General features: G+C 56.7%; 17 protein-coding genes. 10 read left to right on the top strand and 7 right to left on the bottom strand.

The features are described from left to right. Positions 1-10: 10 nt before the first annotated feature. The 4 genes from J2125_RS03050 to J2125_RS03035 are packed head-to-tail and all read right to left on the bottom strand — an operon-like array spanning position 11 to position 5,066. Entirely contained in the window at positions 11-787 is a 777-nt protein-coding gene (locus J2125_RS03050) for an ATP-binding cassette domain-containing protein (RefSeq protein WP_017800169.1), read from the bottom strand. Then, a complete protein-coding gene (locus tag J2125_RS03045; RefSeq protein WP_017800168.1) occupies positions 784-2,580 on the bottom strand; it encodes a dipeptide/oligopeptide/nickel ABC transporter permease/ATP-binding protein in 1,797 nt (598 codons plus the stop codon). Before J2125_RS03045 ends, J2125_RS03050 begins: the two co-directional genes overlap by 4 nt. Beyond that, a complete protein-coding gene (locus tag J2125_RS03040; RefSeq protein WP_017800167.1) occupies positions 2,577-3,524 on the bottom strand; it encodes an ABC transporter permease in 948 nt (315 codons plus the stop codon). Before J2125_RS03040 ends, J2125_RS03045 begins: the two co-directional genes overlap by 4 nt. Positions 3,525-3,545: 21 nt before the next feature. Then, positions 3,546-5,066, bottom strand: a complete 1,521-nt coding sequence (locus tag J2125_RS03035; RefSeq protein ID WP_100229614.1) for an ABC transporter substrate-binding protein — start codon at positions 5,064-5,066, stop codon at positions 3,546-3,548. Positions 5,067-5,254: 188 nt separating this feature from the next. On the opposite strand from J2125_RS03035, the gene J2125_RS03030 reads away from it, so the two are divergent. Next, complete coding sequence (locus J2125_RS03030; protein WP_017800165.1) at positions 5,255-5,905, top strand: DUF1028 domain-containing protein; 651 nt, start codon at positions 5,255-5,257, stop codon at positions 5,903-5,905. Positions 5,906-5,941: 36 nt separating this feature from the next. Here the strand turns inward: J2125_RS03030 and J2125_RS03025 are convergent, their stop codons facing one another. Further along, entirely contained in the window at positions 5,942-8,083 is a 2,142-nt protein-coding gene (locus J2125_RS03025) for a TonB-dependent siderophore receptor (protein WP_017800164.1), read from the bottom strand. A gap of 134 nt (positions 8,084-8,217) precedes the next feature. Beyond that, a complete protein-coding gene (locus J2125_RS03020; RefSeq protein WP_040462338.1) occupies positions 8,218-9,204 on the bottom strand; it encodes a helix-turn-helix transcriptional regulator in 987 nt (328 codons plus the stop codon). A 247-nt stretch (positions 9,205-9,451) separates the two neighbouring features. Here J2125_RS03020 and J2125_RS03015 point away from each other — a divergent pair, with 247 nt between their 5' ends. From J2125_RS03015 to J2125_RS02985, 7 genes are all read left to right on the top strand, one after another. Beyond that, a complete protein-coding gene (locus J2125_RS03015; RefSeq protein ID WP_017800162.1) occupies positions 9,452-10,477 on the top strand; it encodes an LLM class flavin-dependent oxidoreductase in 1,026 nt (341 codons plus the stop codon). A 221-nt stretch (positions 10,478-10,698) separates the two neighbouring features. Beyond that, a complete protein-coding gene (locus J2125_RS03010) occupies positions 10,699-11,199 on the top strand; it encodes a GNAT family N-acetyltransferase (RefSeq protein WP_017800161.1) in 501 nt (166 codons plus the stop codon). An 11-nt stretch (positions 11,200-11,210) separates the two neighbouring features. Beyond that, complete coding sequence (locus tag J2125_RS03005) at positions 11,211-12,827, top strand: ABC transporter substrate-binding protein (RefSeq protein WP_017800160.1); 1,617 nt, start codon at positions 11,211-11,213, stop codon at positions 12,825-12,827. Between the two features lie 16 nt (positions 12,828-12,843). Beyond that, on the top strand, positions 12,844-13,845 hold the full coding sequence (locus J2125_RS03000) for an ABC transporter permease (protein WP_017800159.1): 1,002 nt from the start codon (positions 12,844-12,846) through the stop codon (positions 13,843-13,845). After that, the gene (locus J2125_RS02995) at positions 13,842-14,675 is read left to right on the top strand and encodes an ABC transporter permease (protein WP_017800158.1); all 834 of its coding nucleotides are present in this window, start codon (positions 13,842-13,844) and stop codon (positions 14,673-14,675) included. Before J2125_RS03000 ends, J2125_RS02995 begins: the two co-directional genes overlap by 4 nt. Further along, a complete protein-coding gene (locus J2125_RS02990) occupies positions 14,672-16,273 on the top strand; it encodes a dipeptide ABC transporter ATP-binding protein (RefSeq protein ID WP_017800157.1) in 1,602 nt (533 codons plus the stop codon). Before J2125_RS02995 ends, J2125_RS02990 begins: the two co-directional genes overlap by 4 nt. A gap of 24 nt (positions 16,274-16,297) precedes the next feature. Continuing rightward, positions 16,298-17,635, top strand: a complete 1,338-nt coding sequence (locus J2125_RS02985) for an LLM class flavin-dependent oxidoreductase (RefSeq protein ID WP_017800156.1) — start codon at positions 16,298-16,300, stop codon at positions 17,633-17,635. A 719-nt stretch (positions 17,636-18,354) separates the two neighbouring features. On the opposite strand, the gene J2125_RS02980 is transcribed toward J2125_RS02985, so the two are convergent. Continuing rightward, positions 18,355-18,507, bottom strand: a complete 153-nt coding sequence (locus J2125_RS02980; RefSeq protein WP_017800154.1) for a hypothetical protein — start codon at positions 18,505-18,507, stop codon at positions 18,355-18,357. 512 nt (positions 18,508-19,019) lie between these two features. Between J2125_RS02980 and J2125_RS02975 the strand changes: the two genes are divergently transcribed. After that, entirely contained in the window at positions 19,020-20,135 is a 1,116-nt protein-coding gene (locus J2125_RS02975) for a branched-chain amino acid ABC transporter substrate-binding protein (RefSeq protein WP_017800152.1), read from the top strand. 113 nt (positions 20,136-20,248) lie between these two features. Beyond that, positions 20,249-21,163, top strand: coding sequence for an ABC transporter permease subunit (locus J2125_RS02970; protein ID WP_017800151.1), 915 nt, complete (start codon positions 20,249-20,251; stop codon positions 21,161-21,163). Position 21,164: the final 1 nt, after the last annotated feature.

The raw sequence follows: 21,164 nt of genomic DNA, 5'->3' as shown, positions 1-21,164 counted from the left end.
CTTTTTATCCTTACAGTCGCGGCGCACTGGCCAGCAGACTCTGGGTGTAACTGTGTTGCGGCGCGCGAAACAGGGCGTCGTTATCGGCACATTCTACCAAATCTCCGCGATACATCACTGCTACCCGATCGGCGATGGATTCGACTACTGCCAGATCGTGGCTGATAAACAGATATGACAGCGCAAATTGCTGCTTAAGCTGATCCAGCAGCAACAGTACCTGCGCCTGCACGGAGACATCCAGCGCACTGACCGGTTCGTCGAGCACCAGAATCCGCGCTTCCGCCGCCAGCGCACGGGCGATAGCCAGCCGCTGGGCCTGGCCGCCGGAAAACTCATGCGGATAACCGAGCAGCGCATCGGCGGGCATCTGCACCGCCTCCATCAGCTCCAGCATGCGGCTTTTACGTTGCGCTGCGCGATAGCCACATAAATGGCTGAGCGGTACGTCGAGAATCCCGGCGATGGTTTTGCGTGGATTAAGTGAGGCCACCGGATCCTGAAACACATACTGAATCAGCTTACCCAATGCTTTTGCGTCACGCCGCTGCACGGTTTCGCCCATCAGTCTGATGCTGCCGGAGGTGGGCGTCTCCAGCCCGACCAGCATCCGCGCCAGGGTGCTTTTGCCCGATCCACTTTCGCCGACCACCGCCAGGGTTTCACCGGCGGACAGCTGCAATGATACCCCTTTAACCGCCTGCACCTGATGACGCGCCGGAGAGAGCCAGCTGGCCTTACGGCCAAAGGTTTTATACAGGTTATCGACTTCAATCACATAGCTCATAGTGTCTCCTGCTGCGGCTGGCGTGGCGGATAGAGTTTTGCCACCTGTTGCAGAAACTCCCGTCCGTGGCCCAGCTTCGGCACACTGGCAATCAGTCGCCGGGTGTAGTGATGCTGTGGTGCATTGAGTACCGTGGTGGTGTCGCCGGTTTCGACAATTTCACCCTGGCGCATCACTGCCACGCGGTCGCAAATCTGCGCGATTACGCCGAAATCGTGGGTAATAAACAGCAGCGTCAGCCCGCGTTCACGGCGCAGCTGTTGCAGTAACTCAAGGATCCGCGCCTGCACGGTAACATCGAGTGCGGTAGTGGGTTCATCAGCGATAATAATCTGCGGGTCATTGGCCAGCGCCATGGCGATACCGGTGCGCTGACGCTGACCGCCAGAGAGCTGATGCGGATACGCGTGGAAGCGCTGTGCGGCATCCTGAATACCGACACTGTCGAGCAATTCCAGTGCTTTCTGCTGCGCCGCGCCTTTCGACAGCGGCTGATGGGCCTGAATAGCTTCGATTAACTGCGCGCCAATACTTATTTGCGGATGCAGGGTGGTCAGCGGATCCTGAAAAATATACGCCACCCGCGCGCCACGGCGCTGTTGCAATGCCTGCTGCGACAGCGACAGCATCTCCTCACCGGCGACATAGATTGCGCCACCGCTGATTTCTCCCGGCGGCGAGGCTACCAGCCCCATCACCGACAGCGCGGTCACGCTTTTACCGGATCCACTTTCGCCAATCAGGCCGAGGCATTCGCCGGCTTTAACATAAAAACTGATGCCTTTTACTGCCGCCTGCGTTTTAATGCCGGAACGGAAATTGACCTGCAAATCGACCACCTCCAGCAGCGCATTATCGCCCTGAATGGCTGCCGGTATGGTTTTACGGCTGACGCGGGTCACCGCGCTGGCGCGCTGCAATACGCCGGATTTCAGCCGTGGATCGAGCAGATCGCGGATGCCGTCGCCGAGCAGGTTAAAGCTCATCACCAGCAGGAAAATCATGATCCCCGGCACCAGCGAGACATGTGGCGCGCTGAACATCTGGGCGCGTCCCTGACCAAGCATTGAACCGAGATCCGCGGCGGGAGGCTGGGCGCCAAGCCCAAGGAACGACAGCCCGGCAGTTTCCAGAATCATCCAGCCGACGGTGGTCGACATGGTGACCACAATGACCGGCAGCACATTCGGCAGCACTTCGCTAAGCAGGATCTGGCGGTGATTTTTCCCCGACAGACGGGCGGCCTGCACAAAATCACGCTGACGCAAACCCACGGTCAGACCGCGAATATTGCGTGCGAAGAACGGAATATTCACCACCGCAATAGCGTACAGCGCATTCAGCAGGCCCGGACCAAGCACCGCAACAATCACCAGCGCCAGCAGAATATAGGGAAACGCCATCAGCATATCGATCAGACGCATCAGCAGGCTGTCGGTTTTGCCTCCGGCGTAACCGGCAATCAGACCGATCAGCGTACCGAACAACGCCGCCAGCAGGGTGGCGCTGATGCCGACCGCCAGCGAGATGCGGGTACCCCAAATCAGCCGTGACAGCACATCACGCCCCAGCGGGTCAGTCCCTAACAGATGGCCTGGTGATAGCGGCGGTAACAGTCGTTGCAGTAAATCGGTGGCGTCGGGATCGGCCAGCGGCAGTAGCGGGGCGCATAACGCGGCAATCAGCGCGGTCAGCAGAATAATCAGCCCCAGCGTCGCCAGCCGGTTGGCAAGCAATAACGACCACGGCGACGGGCGATGGCGCGTTACCGGAGAGTTCAGCGTCTGGCTCATGATTTTAACCTCGGGTCGAGAAGGGCCTGAAGGATATCGGCGCACAGGTTGATCAGCACATAAGCGGCCGCTGCGACCAGCACGCCGCCCTGCACCAGTAACAGATCGCGGGTCGAGACCGCTTTTACCAGCATCGCGCCGAGACCGGGCCACTGAAATACCGTCTCGATATATACCGCGCCGCCCAGCACAAATCCGGCCTGAATACCGATCACCGGGATCACCGATACCAGCGCCATACGAAAGGCATGACGGTAAATCACTTTGCGTTCCGACAGACCTTTCGCCCGTGCGGTGCGAATAAAGTCCTGCCGCAGCACTTCCAGCATCGCGGTGCGGGTCAGGCGGGCAATCACTCCGGTGGCGACAATCGCCAGCGTGATTGCCGGTAGCGCCAGGTGATGCAGCAGGTCCAGCCAGCCGCCGCCGCCCCAGATGGCATACATACCGGAGGCCGGGAACCATTGCAGCTGTACGGCGAACAGCATAATCATCAGCAGGCCAATCCAGAAGGAGGGCAGTGAAATGCCAAGCAGTACCAGCAGGGTGATCAGGCGATCGCCCCAGCCAAACTGGCGTACCGCGGACAGCGTACCGGCCAGCAGACCCAGCACGGTGCTCAGCAGCAGGGCGCTGCCACCCAGTATCAGCGTGGCGCTCAGACGCTGCATCACCTCATCCAGCACCGGACGGTTCAGCACATATGAGCGGCCGAAATCACCGTGCAGAATATTGCCCGCCCAGATCAGATACTGGCGGTACAACGGCTGATCCAGCCCCAGCTGCTGGTTAATCCGCGCGACATTTTCCGGGGTGGCCCAGGCGCCCAGCAGCGCCTCGGCGGGATTGCCCGGGATCATCGCCATAATCAGAAAGACAATCAGCGACAGGCCGATAAACACCGGGATAACTGATAACAGCCTCTTCAGCAGGTAACTCCACATAATCATGCTCCGCGTTAATAATCACTGTTTCGTCACCCGGTTGAGTAACAGATTGAAGTTGGGTTGCAGGGAAAAGTGGCCGATGCGGGTTGAGGTCACCGCATTCTGCTTCCAGCTGGCGACAAAAATCCACGGCGCATCGTTATGTACCCGCTGCTGCACCTGGCGATACAACTGGCCGCGCGCGGCGTTGTCGGTGGTGAGACGCGCCTGTTCCAGCAGCTTGTCGACCTGCGGATTGCTGTAATAACCGGAGTTAAAGCCGCCTTTTTGCGGCCAGGCATCGCTGCGCAGGGTGAGGAATGGCAGAGTATCGGGATCGTTGGTCATCCACGCCATTTCCGCCATATTAGTCTGGTTATCAAGTCCGGCATTGACCTTCGACAGATAGGTATTCCACTCATAAGTTTTGATATTGACATTCAGCCCGACCGCTTTTAAATCCGCCTGAATGGCGGTGGCCATTGGTACCGGATCCAGCATCCCTGAGCCGCCTTCCGTGACGTAAAACGTCAGCGTCGCGCCTTCGGCACCGGCAGCTTTCAGCAGCTGGCGGGCTTTGGCCGGATCGTAAGGATAAGCGGTAACCTCCTGACTGGTGGCCCAGTGAAAGGCGGCGGGTATCGGGCCGTCGGCCACGCCAGCCGAGCCTTGTAAAATATTATCCACCAGCGACTGCTTATTCACCGCGTAATTCACCGCCTGGCGCACCCGCAGATCATTAAACGGCGGCACCCGGGTATTCAGCATCACATACCAGACGTGGGGGCCAGTGGTTTCATACAGACGGAAGCGTTTGCTTTTTTTGGCAAACAGTTTCACCGTATCGGGCGGTACTTCCACCATCGCATCGATCCCGCCGGAGAGCATCTCCGCCACGCGCGTATTGCCATCGGTAATCGGGCGGAATACCACGGTATTGACCGCCGGTTTACCGTCCCAGTAAGCGCTGTTTGCCGTGACCACCACACGCTGGCTGGCCTGCCATTCAGCGAACTGAAACGCGCCAGTGCCCACCGGATGACGGCCAAAATCCTTGCCATATTTTTTTACCGCCGCAGGTGAAACGATCAGGCCGGTTGGCGTGGCGAGGTTAGAGAGCAGCGGCGCAAACGGCTCCTTGAGGTGAAATACCAGCGTATGTTCGTCAGGGGTGTCGATCGATTTTATCGATGAGAAGAAGAACGACAGCGGGAACGGGCCGGTATTATGCCAGGGATTCTGCTGATCCAGCATGCGCTGGAAGGTAAATTTTGCCGCATCGGCATTAAACGGCGTGCCATCCTGAAAGCGCACGTTCTCGCGCAGCTGGAAACGATAAGTGAGGCCATCCGGGCTAATCTGCCAGCTGGTGGCCAGCGCCGGTTCAATATCCAGCTTGCCTGCGCCATTACGCACCAGGCCATCATAGACATTCACCAGAATACGCGAGTCATTGGCCGCAGTTGCCACCTGCGGATCGAGCGATTGCGGCTCCGCCACCTGGCCAATCAGCAGGGCATCTGCAGGCGTGGCGGCCTCGACGGTGGCGATGCCACCCATACCGAGCAGCAGGCAGAGCGGCAGGGCTTTTCTGATTAACACATCTCTTTGTCGCGCACTCAGCATAGCGGCCTCATCAGTTTCTGGTGAAAGAATAAGCGTTGTCCTGCTGTTTATTTATGCGTATAAATAAACATTATTGCAATAATTTATGCATATAAATTTAATCTGACCCGGATGGAGCTGAGATGACTTTTTCGATAGTCGCGCGTGATCCCGTTACCGGCGCGCTGGGTGTGGCCACTGCCACGGCGGGTCCGGCGGTGGGTGCGCTGGTGGTGCATGGCAGCGCCAGCAGTGGAGCGATAGCGACTCAGGCGATGACCAATCCGCTATACGGTATTCGTGGCCTGGCGTTGTTGCGTAAAGGCATTTGCGCCAGTGAGACGTTGAAGCTGCTGCTGGCGACTGATGCCGATGCCGCACGACGGCAGGTGATGATCATTGATCGTTACGGCGATATTGCGCACTGGAGCGGTAAGCAGTGCGGTGAATTTGCCGCCAGCCAGCAGGGTGCAACCTGTGCGGTGGGCGGCAATCTGCTAAGCGGGATCAATACCCTGAACCAGATGTTAAACAGTTTTCAGACGCGGAACGATCTGACTTTTGCCGACCGGCTGCTGGCGGCGATGCAGGCCGGGGCCGCTGCCGGTGGCGATCGTCGCGGGCTGAAATCGGCGGCATTAAAAATCTGGCATGATCGCGAGTACGCCAGTGTCGATTTGCGTGCCGACTGGTCGGATGCACCGCTGGAAATGCTGGAGGAAATTTTGCGCCAGACGCGTCAGCCGCCGCATGCGGATTTCTTTGCAGCGCTGCCGAAAGGTAAGGTGGAGTGATAGTGCAGGCGGCGATAACGCCGCCCGTCAGTTAAATCAGAAACGATAACTCAAGCCCGCCTGCCAGGTACGGTCGCGGCCAATCCAGCAGTAGCTGCTGCTGTAGCAGGTATAGGTGAACTTATTGGTCACGTTCTGCGCACCGGCTTTCAGACTTAATCCTTTCAGACTCGGGCTAAGCACGCCCATATCGTAAGCCACGGCTAAGTCATACTGCGTATTGCCGCCCATCGCTGGCTCAGAGTTGTCCGGCGTAATGGCGGTTTTACCCTGGTAGCGCATACCGCCGCCCAGCATCAATCCATTCAGTATGCCGTCATCAAAGGTGTAGTCAGCCCACAGCTTAAGTGCGTTTTCCGGCACCTGGGTCGCGCGCTGTCCCTGGTAGAGGTCATCTTCGGTATTAATCGCATGGGTATAAGCATAACTTGCCAGCAGGTTCAGGTTGTCCAGCGGACGGCTGACGGCGGTAAATTCAAAACCTCTGGACTCCACTTCGCCGGTCTGACGGTAGTTCAGCTGGCTGTTGGCGTCGTAAGTGTAATCGGTGGTCAGCACATTTTTCTGCGTGATTTTAAATACCGATGCCGTCAGGGTGGTGGCGTAGTTCGCCAGCAGATATTTCACTCCGCCTTCCAGCTGTTCGCTGGTGGTCGGTTTGGCCTGATCGGCGGTCAGCGTGCCCTGTGGCGAAACCGGCATAAAGCCTTCGGCGTAGCTGATATACGGCGCGATGCCATTGCTGAACTGATACAGCGCTCCAAGACGTTTGGTCACCCGATGCTGATCGACCCAGCTTTTACTGTCGCCATCCAGCTGATTAGTGGTGGTGGAGCGGTAATCATCATAGCGCAGGCTGGCGACCAGGTTCAGACCACCGAATACCAGCTGATCCTGTAAGTAATAACCCGCCTGATTAAAGCTCAGGCGCTGCTTTGTCGCGGTATACAGGCCAAGATTGTCATCGGTCAACTGATTATGGTCCGGGTTGAGCATATCAATTCCCGGATAGGCGGTGCCATAATCATATTTAAAGTTGGAATTCAGGTGCTGGTAGTCAAATCCGGCTAACAGATGGTGCGTCCAGTCGCCCAGCCCGACGGTTTTTTTCAGCTGGTTATCAATATTGAAGCTGTCGAGATCTTCATCGGTGGTGTAGCCAAAGCGCGACAGTTCGGTATTGCTGCCGCTGGTGCCGGTGGAGTAGATGCTGCGCTGATAAGTCTCGACGGTGGCGTAGCGCGCTTTCTGCACAATGCCCCAGCCGCTGTCGAACTGATGCTCGAAGCTGTAGCCCAGCAGGGTCTGGCGCTGCTGGAAACCGTTCCAGCTGTCACCGGCATAGTCGCGGCTGGAAGCATAACCACTGCGCAGATAAGCCAGTGGCAATGGGTTGGAAGGCGTCAGGCTCGGCTGATTCTGATAAATGGCGTCAAGGGTCAGACGGGTCTGCTCAGAGGGCTGCCAGGTCGCTGACGGGGCCAGCAGATAGCTTTCATATTGGGTGGTTTCCGGCTGATCGTCACTGGCGCTGGCCTTGCCGATAAAACGATAGTTCCAGTCACTGTCGGCAATCTGCCCGGTGGAATCGAGGTAGCCTTCGCGCAGATTGCGGTTGCCGCTGTTAAAACCAACTTCGGTGCTCTGCTGCTTCTGCGGGGTTTTGCCCTGAATATTGACCAGGCCGCCGGGTGATGCATTGCCGTACAGCACGGAAGAGGGGCCTTTCAGCACATCCACCTGCTCAATCAGAATCGGATCAATACTGGCTTTGGTGTTGCCGCTGACGTTATACGGCAGTTGCAGGCCGTTATAGTATTCATGTTCTGCACTGAAGCCGCGGATCTTATATTCGCTCATATAAGTGGTCGAGCCGCGCATTTCGCTGGAGACGCCCGCATCATAACGCAGCACTTCATTCAGTGAGGTGGCGTGGCGTTTTTCGATCTCCTGCTTACCAATGGTATCGATGGTTTGCGCGGTGCGGCTTTCCGGCACGGCGGATTTGGTGGCGCTGTTGGTGTAAGGCGCGACACTGTTATCGCCGCCGTCACCCTGTGCCGAAACCACCATCGTGCTGTCTGTTTTCTGCTCCGTTGCTGCCCGGGCCTGGGATGAAAGTGCGGCGGCAATACTGAGCGCCAGCAGGGAAAAATGTGCGTAACTGTGCCTGGTCATAATCTGTTTCTCGCGTTTTTTTTATAAGGTGCCTGGCGGCTATTATTATCTTTCAGCGCGTGCGGGCAGCTATGCACAATGACGGGTTATGTATGAGAGATGACAAAATGGTGCTAATCGAGCGGGAGGGGGCGTTAAGCGGAGTGCAGCGCGCTGGGCGCAACCCCGTAGCGGCGGCGAAAGGCGGTGGCGAAATTGCTGGCATGCTGGTAGCCGGACATCCATGCCGCCTGCTGCACGCTGTGTCCTTGCTGTAAATAACGCCGCGCCAGCGCCAGCCGACAATCGCGCAGATAGTTAAACACCGAGTCGCCATAGGTCTGACGGAATTTGCAGCGCAGGCTGCTGGGACTCATGGCGGCGATACGCGCCAGCGCATCCAGCGTATGGGGATGTTCGGGAGAATCTGACAGTAACTGGCGTACCTGCTCCAGCCGGCTGCGCTCGCCTGGCGGCAGGATAATCTGGTTGTCCGGGATTACGTGAGTGTCAGGAAGCGACGGCGCCAGCAGCTGTTGCGCCAGCAGTTGCAGCAGCAATCCCTCCAGCATCAGCTGACGCGCCACCGGGTTCGCGCAGGGTTGCAGCACACAACGCAGCCCGGTTAACAGATGATCGGGTATCCGCCACACGGCTGACGCAGGATTTTTTTGCTGCCAGGCGGTCAGCAGGGTGGCGATTTCCGAGCGCGGATGAAAACGCCCGGGCTGGATGCCGAGGGAGATGGTCACCAGATGTTGATCCTGCTGATGACGGGCATTCAGCACCAGCTGTTCACCGATGCAGGTGGCCAGCGCCATACCGGGCTGCATATATTGCGCTTCGCCGTTCAGCCACAAATTTACGCTGCCTTCAACCATCACCAGAATATAGAGCGGAGAGCTGCCGACGGAGGTGGTTTCATAAGGTTCCAGCACGCGCAGATCCGAGCAGGTCACACTGATGCCTGACGGCAGTAAAATTTCATCAACATGACCCTGCACCACAGTATGTTGCGCCGGGCGCGCAACCGGATCCATCAGCGACGGAAAACGGTAATCAATGCCGTGGCGTTGACCATAATCAAGAAAGTTCGCCACAGAGAAATGCTGTTCCTGCCGTGCGGGTCGCTGTGTGTTCATGCTGGTCCGGTTGCTGCGGGGCGGGCAGGTGAACCCCCCACCTGCGCTGGATAAGGCGCATCTTAGCACTGCAAATCGCAATGGTAAAATAAATGATACGTATTCGCATTGGGTGTTTGCTGGCAATATAGCCATCGAATTATTGCCGTGATGACCGGCGCGGTTAATACGCAGGAAAGGATTAACTATTGCTGATGGAATAATGGCATGCTGAGTAAACTTTTCTGCATATAAGGGCAAATACGCCATGAAGAACATTGGATTTCTGTCGTTTGGTCACTGGACGCCTTCACCACAATCAGGCACCCGTTCGGCCGCCGACGCGCTGTTGCAATCTATTGATCTTGCTGTCGCAGCTGAAGAGCTGGGCGCCGATGGCGCCTATTTCCGCGTGCATCATTTTGCCCGTCAGCTGGCTTCCCCTTTCCCGTTATTGGCTGCGGTTGCCGCACGTACCCGTAGCATTGAAATTGGTACAGGCGTTATCGATATGCGCTATGAAAATCCGCTGTATATGGCCGAAAGCGCCAGCGCCGCCGACCTGATTTCCGGTGGCCGCCTGCAACTGGGCATCAGCCGAGGTTCGCCGGAGCAGGTGATCGACGGCTGGCGTTATTTTGGTTATCAGCCTGCTGAAGGTGAGACCGATGCCGATATGGGCCGACGTCATACCGAGGCGCTGCTGGAGGTGCTGCGTGGCGAAGGCTTTGCCAGACCTAACCCGCAGCCAATGTTTCCCAATCCGCCAGGACTGTTGCGTACCGAACCTTTCTCGGCGGGGCTGCGCGATCGCATCTGGTGGGGCGCTGGCTCAAATGCCACTGCGGTGTGGGCGGCGAAGCTGGGCATGAATCTGCAAAGCTCGACGCTGAAAGATGACGAAACCGGTGAAGCATTCCATGTGCAGCAGGCGCAGCAGATCCGCGCTTACCGTGCAGCATGGGCTGAGGCGGGTCATACGCGTACCCCACGGGTGTCGGTCAGCCGCAGCATCTTCGCACTGATGGACGATCGCGATCGGGCTTATTTTGGCCGTGGCGGAGAGGAAGGGGATAAGGTGGGCTATCTCGACGAGAAAACCCGGGCGATCTTTGGCCGTAGCTATGCCGCCGAACCGGAACTGCTGATCAAACAGCTGAAGCAGGATGAAGCGATTGCCGAGGCGGATACCCTGCTGTTAACGGTGCCGAATCAGCTGGGCGTTGACTATAACGCGCATGTGATTGAATCGATCCTGCAACATATTGCCCCGGCAATGGGCTGGCGTTCGTAACCGAATAGTGTTTAGCGCTCCGTTGATAACGGAGCGCTATTACGCCCGCCGCTTAAAAAACGTTATAATAAATTAATCGATACTTATCGCAAAAAGAGTATAGCGGTTAAAGCGTTTCATCTTATTTCACAATCAGGGAAAAGATTCTCGCTATTGTCGTTTTACAATCGAATAACAGTGCTTTAATAATTTAATCCGGATCAATAAAACGGATACGAATAATGGACAGCACCATTCAGATTGCTAAACCACAAGATGCGGAAGAGATATATAACCTGCTGCAACGCGCTTATGCAGCACTGCTGGATCTGAATGTAAACTTCACCATTACCCGCGCCTCTGTTGATGTGGTGCAGAAAGCCATCCGCGAAGAGACAGTGCTGGTGTTGCGTCAGCAGAGAGAAGCCATCGCTACCGTCACCGTCCGCCTGCCACAAGGGGACAACCCCGCCGGACTGCCGGCGCTGCCTTTTATTCACTGGTTTGCGGTTGCGCCGGAATATAAACGTCAGGGATTTGGCGATCAGATATTAACCTGGGCCGAAAAGAATTTATTAACCGAAAAGCTTAAAGCCCCCGCAGTCTATTTAGCAACGGCAATTAAACATCCCTGGCTGACCCAGCTCTATCAGAAACGTGGTTATCACTGTTTTTACCATAAGGTGAATCCACTGGGTGAAGAGCTGGTCTATCTGAAAAAAGATCTTCCGCCATTAAATTAATTAAGGACAATATGAAAGCCAATTATTTGCAATCTGCGCTGGTTATTGCCTGCGCGCTGGGGATCAGCCATTTTTCGTTTGCCGCCGAACAACCACGTAATGGCGGCACGCTGACCTGGGGCATTGAGACTGAACCCAATACCTTTAACCCGCAGCTGAACGGACAATCAAAGGCCGAACTGATCTTACGCGTCGCCTGGGAATCATTGCTGGCGCGTAAAGCCGATGGCGATTATGTGCCCTGGCTGGCGGAAAGTTATCAGGTCAGCGATGACGGCAAAACTTTCAGCTTTAAGCTGCGCAAGGATGTCAGTTTTTCCAACGGGGAAAAATTTAACGCTCAGGCGGTAGCACAGAACTTTCTGCATACTCAGGATGCCGCTTACTGCGCTGGATCCAGCCTGTGCGCCATGGGGGCGCGTATCGCCAGCGTGGAGACGCCCGATGACTTTACTCTGGTGATCAGGCTTAAACAGACTTACACCCCCTTTCTCTCGTTTGCGGCATCACTGAAACAGCTCTCTCCCGCCAGCTGGCGATCAACGCAACTGAAAGCGGGCGGCAAAGAGATTGCCGGCACCGGTCCGTTTATTCTGGAAAGTTATGAGAAAGGTCAGCAGGTGACCTTCGTGAAAAATCCGCATTACAACTGGGCGCCAGCGGTAACAAAGCATCAGGGGCCAGCTTACCTCGATAAAGTTATCTATCGTTTCTTGCCGGAATCATCGGTGCGCAGTGGCGCGCTGCTCTCCGGCCAGGTGGATGTGATTGAAGGGATCTCCGGCAACGACGCCACAGAGTTCAAAGATAACGACGATTTCACCTATCAGCACGCACTTAATACTGGCACCCCTTATTCGCTGTTTCTGAATGTTGACTATGGCCCGACGCGCGAATTGCACGTGCGCCAGGCGTTGCTACAGGGGCTGGATATCGATCCGATCCTGAAATCGGTTTATCGCGGCGAGCGCACGCGGGCGTGGGGCATCACGTCGCCGGTCGATCCGCTGTATGACAAGGGGCTGGAGCAGAAGTATGGCAATCAGCCGGATAAAGCGAATCAGCTACTCGACGAGGCGGGCTGGACGGTACGTGATAGCGCCGGTTTTCGCACCAAAGCGGGTAAACGTCTGAGTGTGGAGATTATCCAGGCGCAGGCCACGGTGCGCGACCAGCGCGATGTGCTGTTACAGGCCATCCAGGCGCAGGCGCGGCAGCGTCTGGGCGTGGAGCTGAATATCCGCTATGTCGATTCCGGCACCTATGCCGAAGTGCGCAAAAGCGGTCAGTTTGGTTCGATTGCTAACTCCAATACCGAAACTGATGGCATTGATATCGAAAATCACTATCGCCCGGTGAATGCCGGTGGCTCGATAAATTACAGCCGCGTTAATAGTCCGCAAATTCAGTACTGGCTGGATGAGGCTTCGCGCACGCTGGATACTGCTAAACGCCGCAGTCTCTACGGTCAGTTGCAGCAGTACGCCTTGCCTGAGCAGGCGGTGGCGGTGCCGCTGTACGAGCCGGAAGATCAGATTGCCGCCGCCAGCTATGTGCATGGCGTCGGTTTCCGCAGTTACAAACAGATGCCGGAAAACGCCTACGACGTCTGGCTCAGTGACCACTAATTTGCCGGAGGTAATTATGAGTCTGGAGAGCACAGTTACCGCACCGCAGTCGCGTCGCACGCCCCCTTTTGGCGGCAATAGATTAACCCGACGCATCGCTGAACGCCTGCTGGGCGGCGTGCTGGTGTTATGGGCGGCGATCAGTCTGGCATTTCTCGGCGTGCATCTGGCGCCCGGCGATATTGTCAGCCTGCTGGTTGGCGAGCAGATCGCCACGCCGCAGATTGAAGCGGCGATCCGCGCCGAGTGGGGGCTGGATCAGCCGCTGTGGTGGCAATATCTGCACTATTTGTGGCGGCTGCTGCATGGCGATCTGGGGCGCTCTTATATCCTCAATACCGATGTCAGTCAGCTGCTGCTGTCACAGCTGTGGCCGACGCTGAAACTGACGCTGGCGGCGCTGCTGGTTAGCCTGATCTTTGCCGTTGGGGTCGCGGTGGCGACTGCCCACCGGCGCTGGGGACGGCGTATTGCTAACGGCATTGAACTGCTGCTGGCCTCCATGCCATCGTTCTGGCTTGGACTGGTGCTGCTGGCGATTTTTAGCTTCACACTGCGCTGGTTTCCGGTGGCGGGGGATCGGCATCTGTCGGCACTGGTACTACCCGCGCTGTCGCTGGGGCTGGCGCAGGGGGCGGTGGTGGCGCAGGTATTGCGACGCGGGCTGGAACAGGCACTGGATGAGCCTTTTACCCTGACGCTGCGCGCCTGGGGGATAGGTGAGCGCCGTATCCGTCTGCGTCATGCCCTGCGTCATGCAGCGCTACCGGCGGTGACCCTGACCGGCTGGCTAATTGGCGGCCTGCTGAGCGGCGCGGTGATCACTGAACAGGTGTTTGGCCGTCCTGGACTGGGCAAGCTGACGGTCGACGCGGTGCTGGCAAAGGATCTGCCGGTTGTGCTGGCGGTAGCGATCTTCTCGGCGCTGATCTATGTGCTGATGAGCACGCTGGTGGATATTCTCTACCTGCTGATTGACCCGCGTTTACGGCAGGGGCCAGGGGAGGCGCGCCGATGAGCAGCTTAGCATTGCGTCTGCGCCCCTCGCTGCCGTGGCCGCTATGGCCAGCGCTGGGCTTTCTGCTACTGGTGGCGCTGGCGGTGATCGTGCCGGGCTGGCTGACGGCAAACGATCCGCTGCTGGCGGATCCGGTCAATGCCCAGCTGCCGCCTTCACTGCATCACTGGCTGGGTACGGATCAGTTAGGACGTGATCTGCTGACCCGGATTATCTATGGCAGCCGTTACTCGCTGTTAATCAGTGTGGCGGCGATCTCGCTGGCGGTGGTGGCCGGCACCTTACTGGGTCTGTTCGCGGCGCTGGCCAGAGGGGTGGCGGATGAGCTGCTGAGCCGTACCGTAGATGTGATCTCCGCATTTCCCGATCTGTTGCTGGCGCTGATGCTGATTGCTTTTACCGGCCCCGGCACCAGCAATCTGATTATTGCGCTGGGGGTTGCTTCGGTGCCGCGCTTTGCCCGGGTCGTGCGCGCCCAGACCTTTCTGGTGCTCTCTTCCGGTTATGTTGAACAGGCACGCACCTTTGGTTTGCGGCGATTCACTCTGATTAGCCGCCATGTGCTGCCGCATGCGATTGCGCAGGTGCCCGCGCTGGCCACGCTCGGACTGGGCACCGCGATTATTGGCACTGCCGGGTTAAGCTTCCTTGGGATGGGGCCACAGCCGCCCACTGCGGAGTGGGGGCTGATGCTGGCCGAAGGGCGCAATTATCTGCGCAATGCCTGGTGGATTGCCGTCTGGCCAGGGGTATTTATCACTCTGACGGTGGTGGCGGTCAATACTCTCGGGCGCTACTGGCAGGCACGTTTTGAAGGGAGGCAACCATGAGTAAACCACTTATCGATATCCGTCATCTCACCATCCGCTTCGGCGCGGTGACGGTGGTGAAAAATATTGATTTGCAAATCTGGCCGGGCGAATCGGTGGCGCTGGTGGGGGAGTCCGGCAGTGGAAAGACCCTGACCGCCCGCAGTCTGCTGGGTTTACAGCCGGATGACGCCACCCTCAGCGCCGACAGCTTTCTGATTGACGGGCGCGAGATGCTGAATGCGGATCAGCGTCAGTGGCGGACGCTACGCGGTCGCAGTATTGGCTACGTATTGCAGGACGCGCTGATCTCCCTCGATCCGTTGCGGCGCATCGAACAGCAACTGGCGGATGCGCTCTCTGCGTCGGGCATCCGCCAGCCCGCAGTATTACGCGAACGCAGCCTGGCGTTGCTGCATGCGGCAGGTATCGCCGATGCGGAGAGCCGGATGGCGCTCTATCCGCATCAGCTCTCCGGCGGCCAGCGCCAGCGCGCGCTGATTGCCACCGCGCTGGCCAACAGACCGGGGTTACTGATTGCCGATGAACCGACTACGGCGCTGGATATGACCGTCCAGCGCCAGATCCTGCAATTATTGCTGCAGCGCCAGCGCGACGGCCATGCGCTGTTGCTGATCAGTCACGACCTGGCGGTGGTGGCGGAGCTGGCCGACAGAGTGCTGGTAATGCGTGATGGCGAAGTGGTGGAGCAGGGACCAACCCGGCAGCTATTGCAGTCGCCGCAGCACGCCTGGACGCAGCGTCTGCTACGCGCTGTGCCGACTGCGCAGACGCGCGGCTTACGGCTGGCAAGCGCGGAACCGATGCCGTTAGCCGCCAAAGTTATCCAGCGCGAAGTACCGCTGTTGCAGGCGATAGCGCTGAACAAGGCGTATGGCGAACGTCAGGTGCTGAACAATATCCACTTTACCCTGCATGCCGGAGAAACCCTTGGCGTGGTCGGAGAATCCGGCAGCGGCAAGACCTCACTGGTCAGGGTGGTGATGGGACTGAGCGAACCGGACAGCGGCGTGCTGCTACTGGATGGTCAGCCATGGAACAACCTGACGGAGTCGGCGCGGCGACCACGCCGCGCCCGGCTGCAACTGATTTCGCAGGATCCCTTCAGCTCGTTTGATCCACGTTACACGGTAGATAAAATTATCGGCGAGAGCCTCGACAGCGTCGGCATCTTTGGTGATGCGCGCCGCCAGCGGGTACGCCAGTTGCTGGATGAAGTGCAGCTCGGCGATCGTTTTTTAACCCGCTACCCGCGTGAGTTATCCGGTGGACAGCGCCAGCGTGTGGCGATTGCCCGCGCTTTCGCCCCCAGCCCGGCGCTGCTGGTCGCTGATGAACCGGTCAGCGCGCTGGATGTGTCGGTTCAGGCGCAGGTTCTCGATCTGCTGGCCGATATGCAGGCACAACACGGCACGGCGCTGCTGTTTATCTCACACGATCTGGGTGTGATTCAGCATCTGGCCGATCGGGTGCTGGTGATGCAGGACGGCAAAGTGGTGGAGAGCGGCGATATCAGTCAGGTGTTCACTGCGCCGCAGCACCCCTGGACGCAAAAACTTTTACAGGCGCTGCCGGTTCTGCCGCAGCAGGTCGCCTGACATTTTATCTGCAAGGAGTGAATTATGAGTCAGACACAACCTCAGCTGCGCCTCGGCGCCATTATTCAGGGCGTCTCCGGCAATATGTCCGCCTGGCGTCACCCCGATGCGGTGGCTGATGCCAGCATCAATATTGCGTATGTGCAGCAGCTGGCGAAAAAAGCTGAGCAGGGCAAAATTGATTTCCTGTTTCTCGCCGACGGTCTGTTTATTACCCCGCAGTCGATCCCGCATTTTCTTAACCGTTTTGAGCCGATCACGCTGTTGTCGGCGCTGGCGCTGGTGACACAAAACATCGGGCTGGTAGGCACTCTCTCCACCTCTTACAGCGAACCCTTTACCGTAGCGCGTCAGTTCGCCAGCCTCGATCATCTTAGCGGCGGGCGTGCGGGCTGGAATGTGGTGACCTCGCCGCTGGAAGGCTCGGCGAAAAACTTCTCGCGCCAGAGTCATCCGGAACATGATGAACGCTACCGGGTCGCCAGCGAATATTTGCAGGTAGTGACCGGGCTGTGGGATTCGTGGGAAGGCGATGCTTTTGTGCGCGACAAAGCCAGCGGTGAGTTTTTCGCCGCTGACAAGTTGCATACCCTGAACCATCAAGGCAAATATTTCTCGGTGCAGGGGCCGCTCAATGTCGGGCGCTCACCGCAGGGGCGACCGGTGGTGTTTCAGGCTGGTGCATCGGAGGCCGGAAAAACCTTTGCTACCGAGGTCGCCGATGCAATTTACACCCGCCATGAAACCCTGTCGCAGGCGCGCGCCTTCCGCGAAGATGTGCGCCGCCGCCTGGTGGATCGCGGACGTCAGGCCGACGATATTCGTATTTTTCAGGGCATCAGCGTGATTATTGGCGATAACGAAGCCGACGCTGAGCAGCGTTATCAGCAGACCGCACAACTGGTGAGTATCGATAAGGCGCTGGAGTATCTGGGACGTTACTTTGAGCATCATGATTTCAGTCAGTACCCGCTGGATGCGCCGTTCCCGGATATTGGCGAACTGGGCCAGAACAGCTTCCGCAGCACGACCGATACCATCAAACGCGATGCCCGTCAACGCAACCTGACGCTGCGCGAAGTGGCGCTGGAAGCCGCTACGCCGCGTCCCGGTTTCCTTGGCACTGCTCAGCAGGTAGCGGATGGTCTGGCGCAGTGGTTCCTGGAGGGGGCGGCTGATGGCTTTATCGTACGCGGCGGTACGCCAAACGCTTTTGAGGATTTTGTCGACCAGGTAATTCCGCTGCTGCAACAGCGCGGTATCTATCGCCGTGAATACGAAGGCGCGACCCTGCGTGAAAATCTCGGGCTGGCGGAACCGGAAAATCAGTTTAGTCGTGCGCGCCGACAGGAGGTGGCCTGAACTGCATTAACGGCGCCTGCCGGACGATAATTATCAGGGGCAGGATTTTCGCTGTAGTCTGGCGCTGGCGTTATTAAAAAAAAGGTGTAGTCGAGTGGTAAGTAAAAACCCCGCTCAGGGAAATCTGATCGGGGTTTTAAAATATATGTTGTATTGGTAACGTCATTGGCTAACTATTGCTCTGGCAGCGAGGTTATTTATTTACCTGTGATCGAAAATCTGAATGTCAATGCTGCATCAGTCCATAATTTGCGAGCATCTTTATTATCAAGATAACTATGTGTATCATCGATAATATATTCGATCACATAATAATAACGTTTAGTATTATGGACAAAATAAGAATAAATAAGATAACTGTCGCTGGTGCAGTACCATTGATGCAGGATGCCTTCAGTTCTTTTCTCATCACTGGACAGGGAATCATCGAACCAGTCAATGCAATCTTCTGTATTTTGATAAACATGCAGATGGGTTAGTGTTTCCCGGCTCTCAGTTAAGGCAGGATCAATAAATTGTCAGTCTCTGCCAAAAAAGTGAGGATAACGAAGGCCGCGATTGCTGAACTTTATTCGTTGGACGAGAGTGTTCAGATCTATCGCTGTTAATTTTATATTGAATAAATTCCTGATGCGTTGATTAAAAATCAGGATCTTCTGCTAATTCTTTGGCGGAACTAAAACATATCTCAAAGCTCATCGCATTTATCCATAACAAAATCAGCCAATTTTAACGTTCATCGCTTCCAGGTGCTTTTTTAATCTTTCGCTACCACGGGCAGCAGCTTTACGTGAATCTGCTGCAATTTTCTTACACTGCTCGGGGGTAAGTGCGGTAGTCTGAGACTCTTCAACGGCTTTTTTCCTGATCATAACAGACCTCCTGCAATTAGCCTTTTTACGGCTGATAAATTGGACGTAAATCAAGCAAGGAAATCAAATAACAACACTACTGTCGCGGGTAGGCCACTCTATTATTGTTTGCCTGAAGCAGGGCGAAATACGCCTCGCCCTGGTGATCTTCGCCGCATTTTTGCACCATCAGCGTGCGCAGCCTGAGTTTCATGCCACTATAGTTAAGATTCAGGACGGTCCGGACACCGCGCATCCCTGCCAGCCATATGATGGCTACTTAACACCCTGTTAGTTAAAACACGGGCGGATAACTCCCCGGTTACTGCCTGTTGCGTCGCATATCAGAAAGAAATTATCGGTTTCTGCTCTTTCTGGCGGAGTTTTTGCTTATCTTCTTAATTAACCGTAGTAACCGAAGCAACAAAAGCCGTTCGCGGCCCGCTTGAAAGCACCTTGTATTGACGAAGTCCGTGATTTTTCCCGCGCCAGATGCTGGCGCCTGGTTCTGAACAGTGCTGAGGAATATCCGAATGTCTTTGAAAATGATTAAGTTACCGCTTCAGATGGCTATTGCTGGTTGTTTAAGTACCGCGCTGTATGCGCATGCGGATGTGACAATTGGCATCGCCGGGCCATTAACCGGTCCTAATGCCACCTATGGCGCCCAATACTGGAAAGGGGCGTCACAAGCCGCCGCCGATATTAATGCCGCAGGCGGTATTAAAGGCGAAAAAATCGTGCTGGTGCAGGGCGATGACGCCTGCGAACCCAAGCAGGCGGTGGCGGTGGCTAACCGCCTGGTGGATGAATCTAAAGTCTCTGCCGTCGTTGGACACTTCTGCTCCTCCTCAACCATGCCGGCATCGGAAGTGTATGACGAAGCCGGTGTGCTGACCATTACCCCGGGATCGACCAACCCGAAAATTACCGAACGCGGTATGAAAGGCATGTTCCGTATGTGTGGCCGTGACGATCAGCAGGGTGTGGTGGCGGCGAACTATATGCTGGATGTGCTGAAAGCGAAAAAAATTGCGGTTATCCATGACAAAGATACTTACGGGCAGGGGCTGGCCGATGCGACCAAAGCAGCGCTGGAAAAACGCGGCACCAAAGAGGTGCTGTATGAAGGCCTGTCGCGCGGTGAAAAAGACTTTAACGCGCTGGTCACCAAAATCGGCGCTCTGAAGCCGGATGTGGTCTATTTCGGCGGCTGCCATCCGGAAGCTGGCCCACTGGTGCGCCAGATGCGTGAGCAGGGTGTGCAGGCGAAATTTTTCTCCGGTGACTGTGTGGTCACTGCCGAGATGGTTACCGCTGCCGGCGGCCCGCAGTATACCAAAGGGGTGCTGATGACTTTTGGTAATGACCCGCGCACCATTCCTGCCGGTAAATCGGTGATTGAAAAATTCCGCGCCAGCGGATTTGAGCCGGAAGGCTACACCCTGTATGCCTATGCCTCCATTCAGGCGATCGCCGCGGCCTATAACGGCGCCGGCAAAGACAATGAAAAAGCCAGTGAATGGCTGAAATCCCATACTGTCGATACCGTGATGGGGCCGAAATCCTGGGACGGCAAGGGCGACCTGAAAGTGTCGGATTATGTGGTCTATCAATGGGATGATCAGGGCAAATATCACCAGCTGTAACCCTGTTGCACCGGTACTGACTCTCCGTCCTGCCGCCGGGTTGGGACGTCGCGACACCGAAGGCAGTCGGGGCCTGTCGCCCTGCTGCCTTATCACAGGCGAGACTGTTCACAATGGATGCATTCTTACTGCAACAGCTGATTAACGGGCTGACGTTGGGCGCGGTATATGGCCTGATCGCCATCGGTTACACCATGGTTTATGGCATTATCGGCATGATTAACTTCGCTCACGGCGAAGTCTATATGATCTCCGCTTACCTCTGCGCCATCGGCCTCGGTCTGCTCTCCTTTTTTGGCATTCACTCCTTTCCGCTGCTGATTTTTGGCACGCTGATCTTCACCATCGTGGTGACCGGTGTTTACGGCTGGACGATTGAGCGTATCGCCTATCGGCCGCTGCGGAATTCAACGCGGCTGGCGCCGCTGATCTCAGCCATCGGTATGTCACTTATCCTGCAGAATTACGTCCAGATCAGTCAGGGACCGAATCAGCAGGGGATCCCGACGTTGCTGACCGGCGTATTACGCTTCGATGTCGGTGACGGCGTGGTGCAAATCACCTGGACCAAAATATTTATTCTGCTGGCGGCGCTGGCCGGAATGGCGCTGCTGACATGGATTATTCAGTTTACCCGCCTCGGGCGCATCTGCCGCGCGACGCAGCAGGACCGGCGAATGGCCTCGATTCTTGGCATCAATACCGATCGGGTGATTTCACTGGTGTTTGTGATGGGCGCGGCGATGGCCGGACTGGCGGGGGTACTGGTGACCATGAACTACGGCACCTTTGATTTCTATGCCGGATTTATTATTGGCATCAAAGCGTTTACCGCTGCGGTGCTGGGCGGCATTGGCTCATTACCCGGTGCGATGCTCGGCGGTTTACTGTTGGGCATTGCCGAAGCGCAATTCGCCGGGCTGGTGAACTCCGATTATAAAGATGTCTTCTCGTTTGGCTTGCTGGTGGTCATCCTGATTTTTCGCCCTCAGGGGTTGTTGGGCCGTCCGATGGTCGCGAAGGTTTGAG

Origin of the sequence: Winslowiella toletana (assembly GCF_017875465.1) — a bacterium.
GTDB lineage: Bacteria > Pseudomonadota > Gammaproteobacteria > Enterobacterales > Enterobacteriaceae > Erwinia > Erwinia toletana.
Note: the sequence above shows the minus strand (reverse complement) of the source record. Positions and strands in the feature narration are given on the sequence as shown.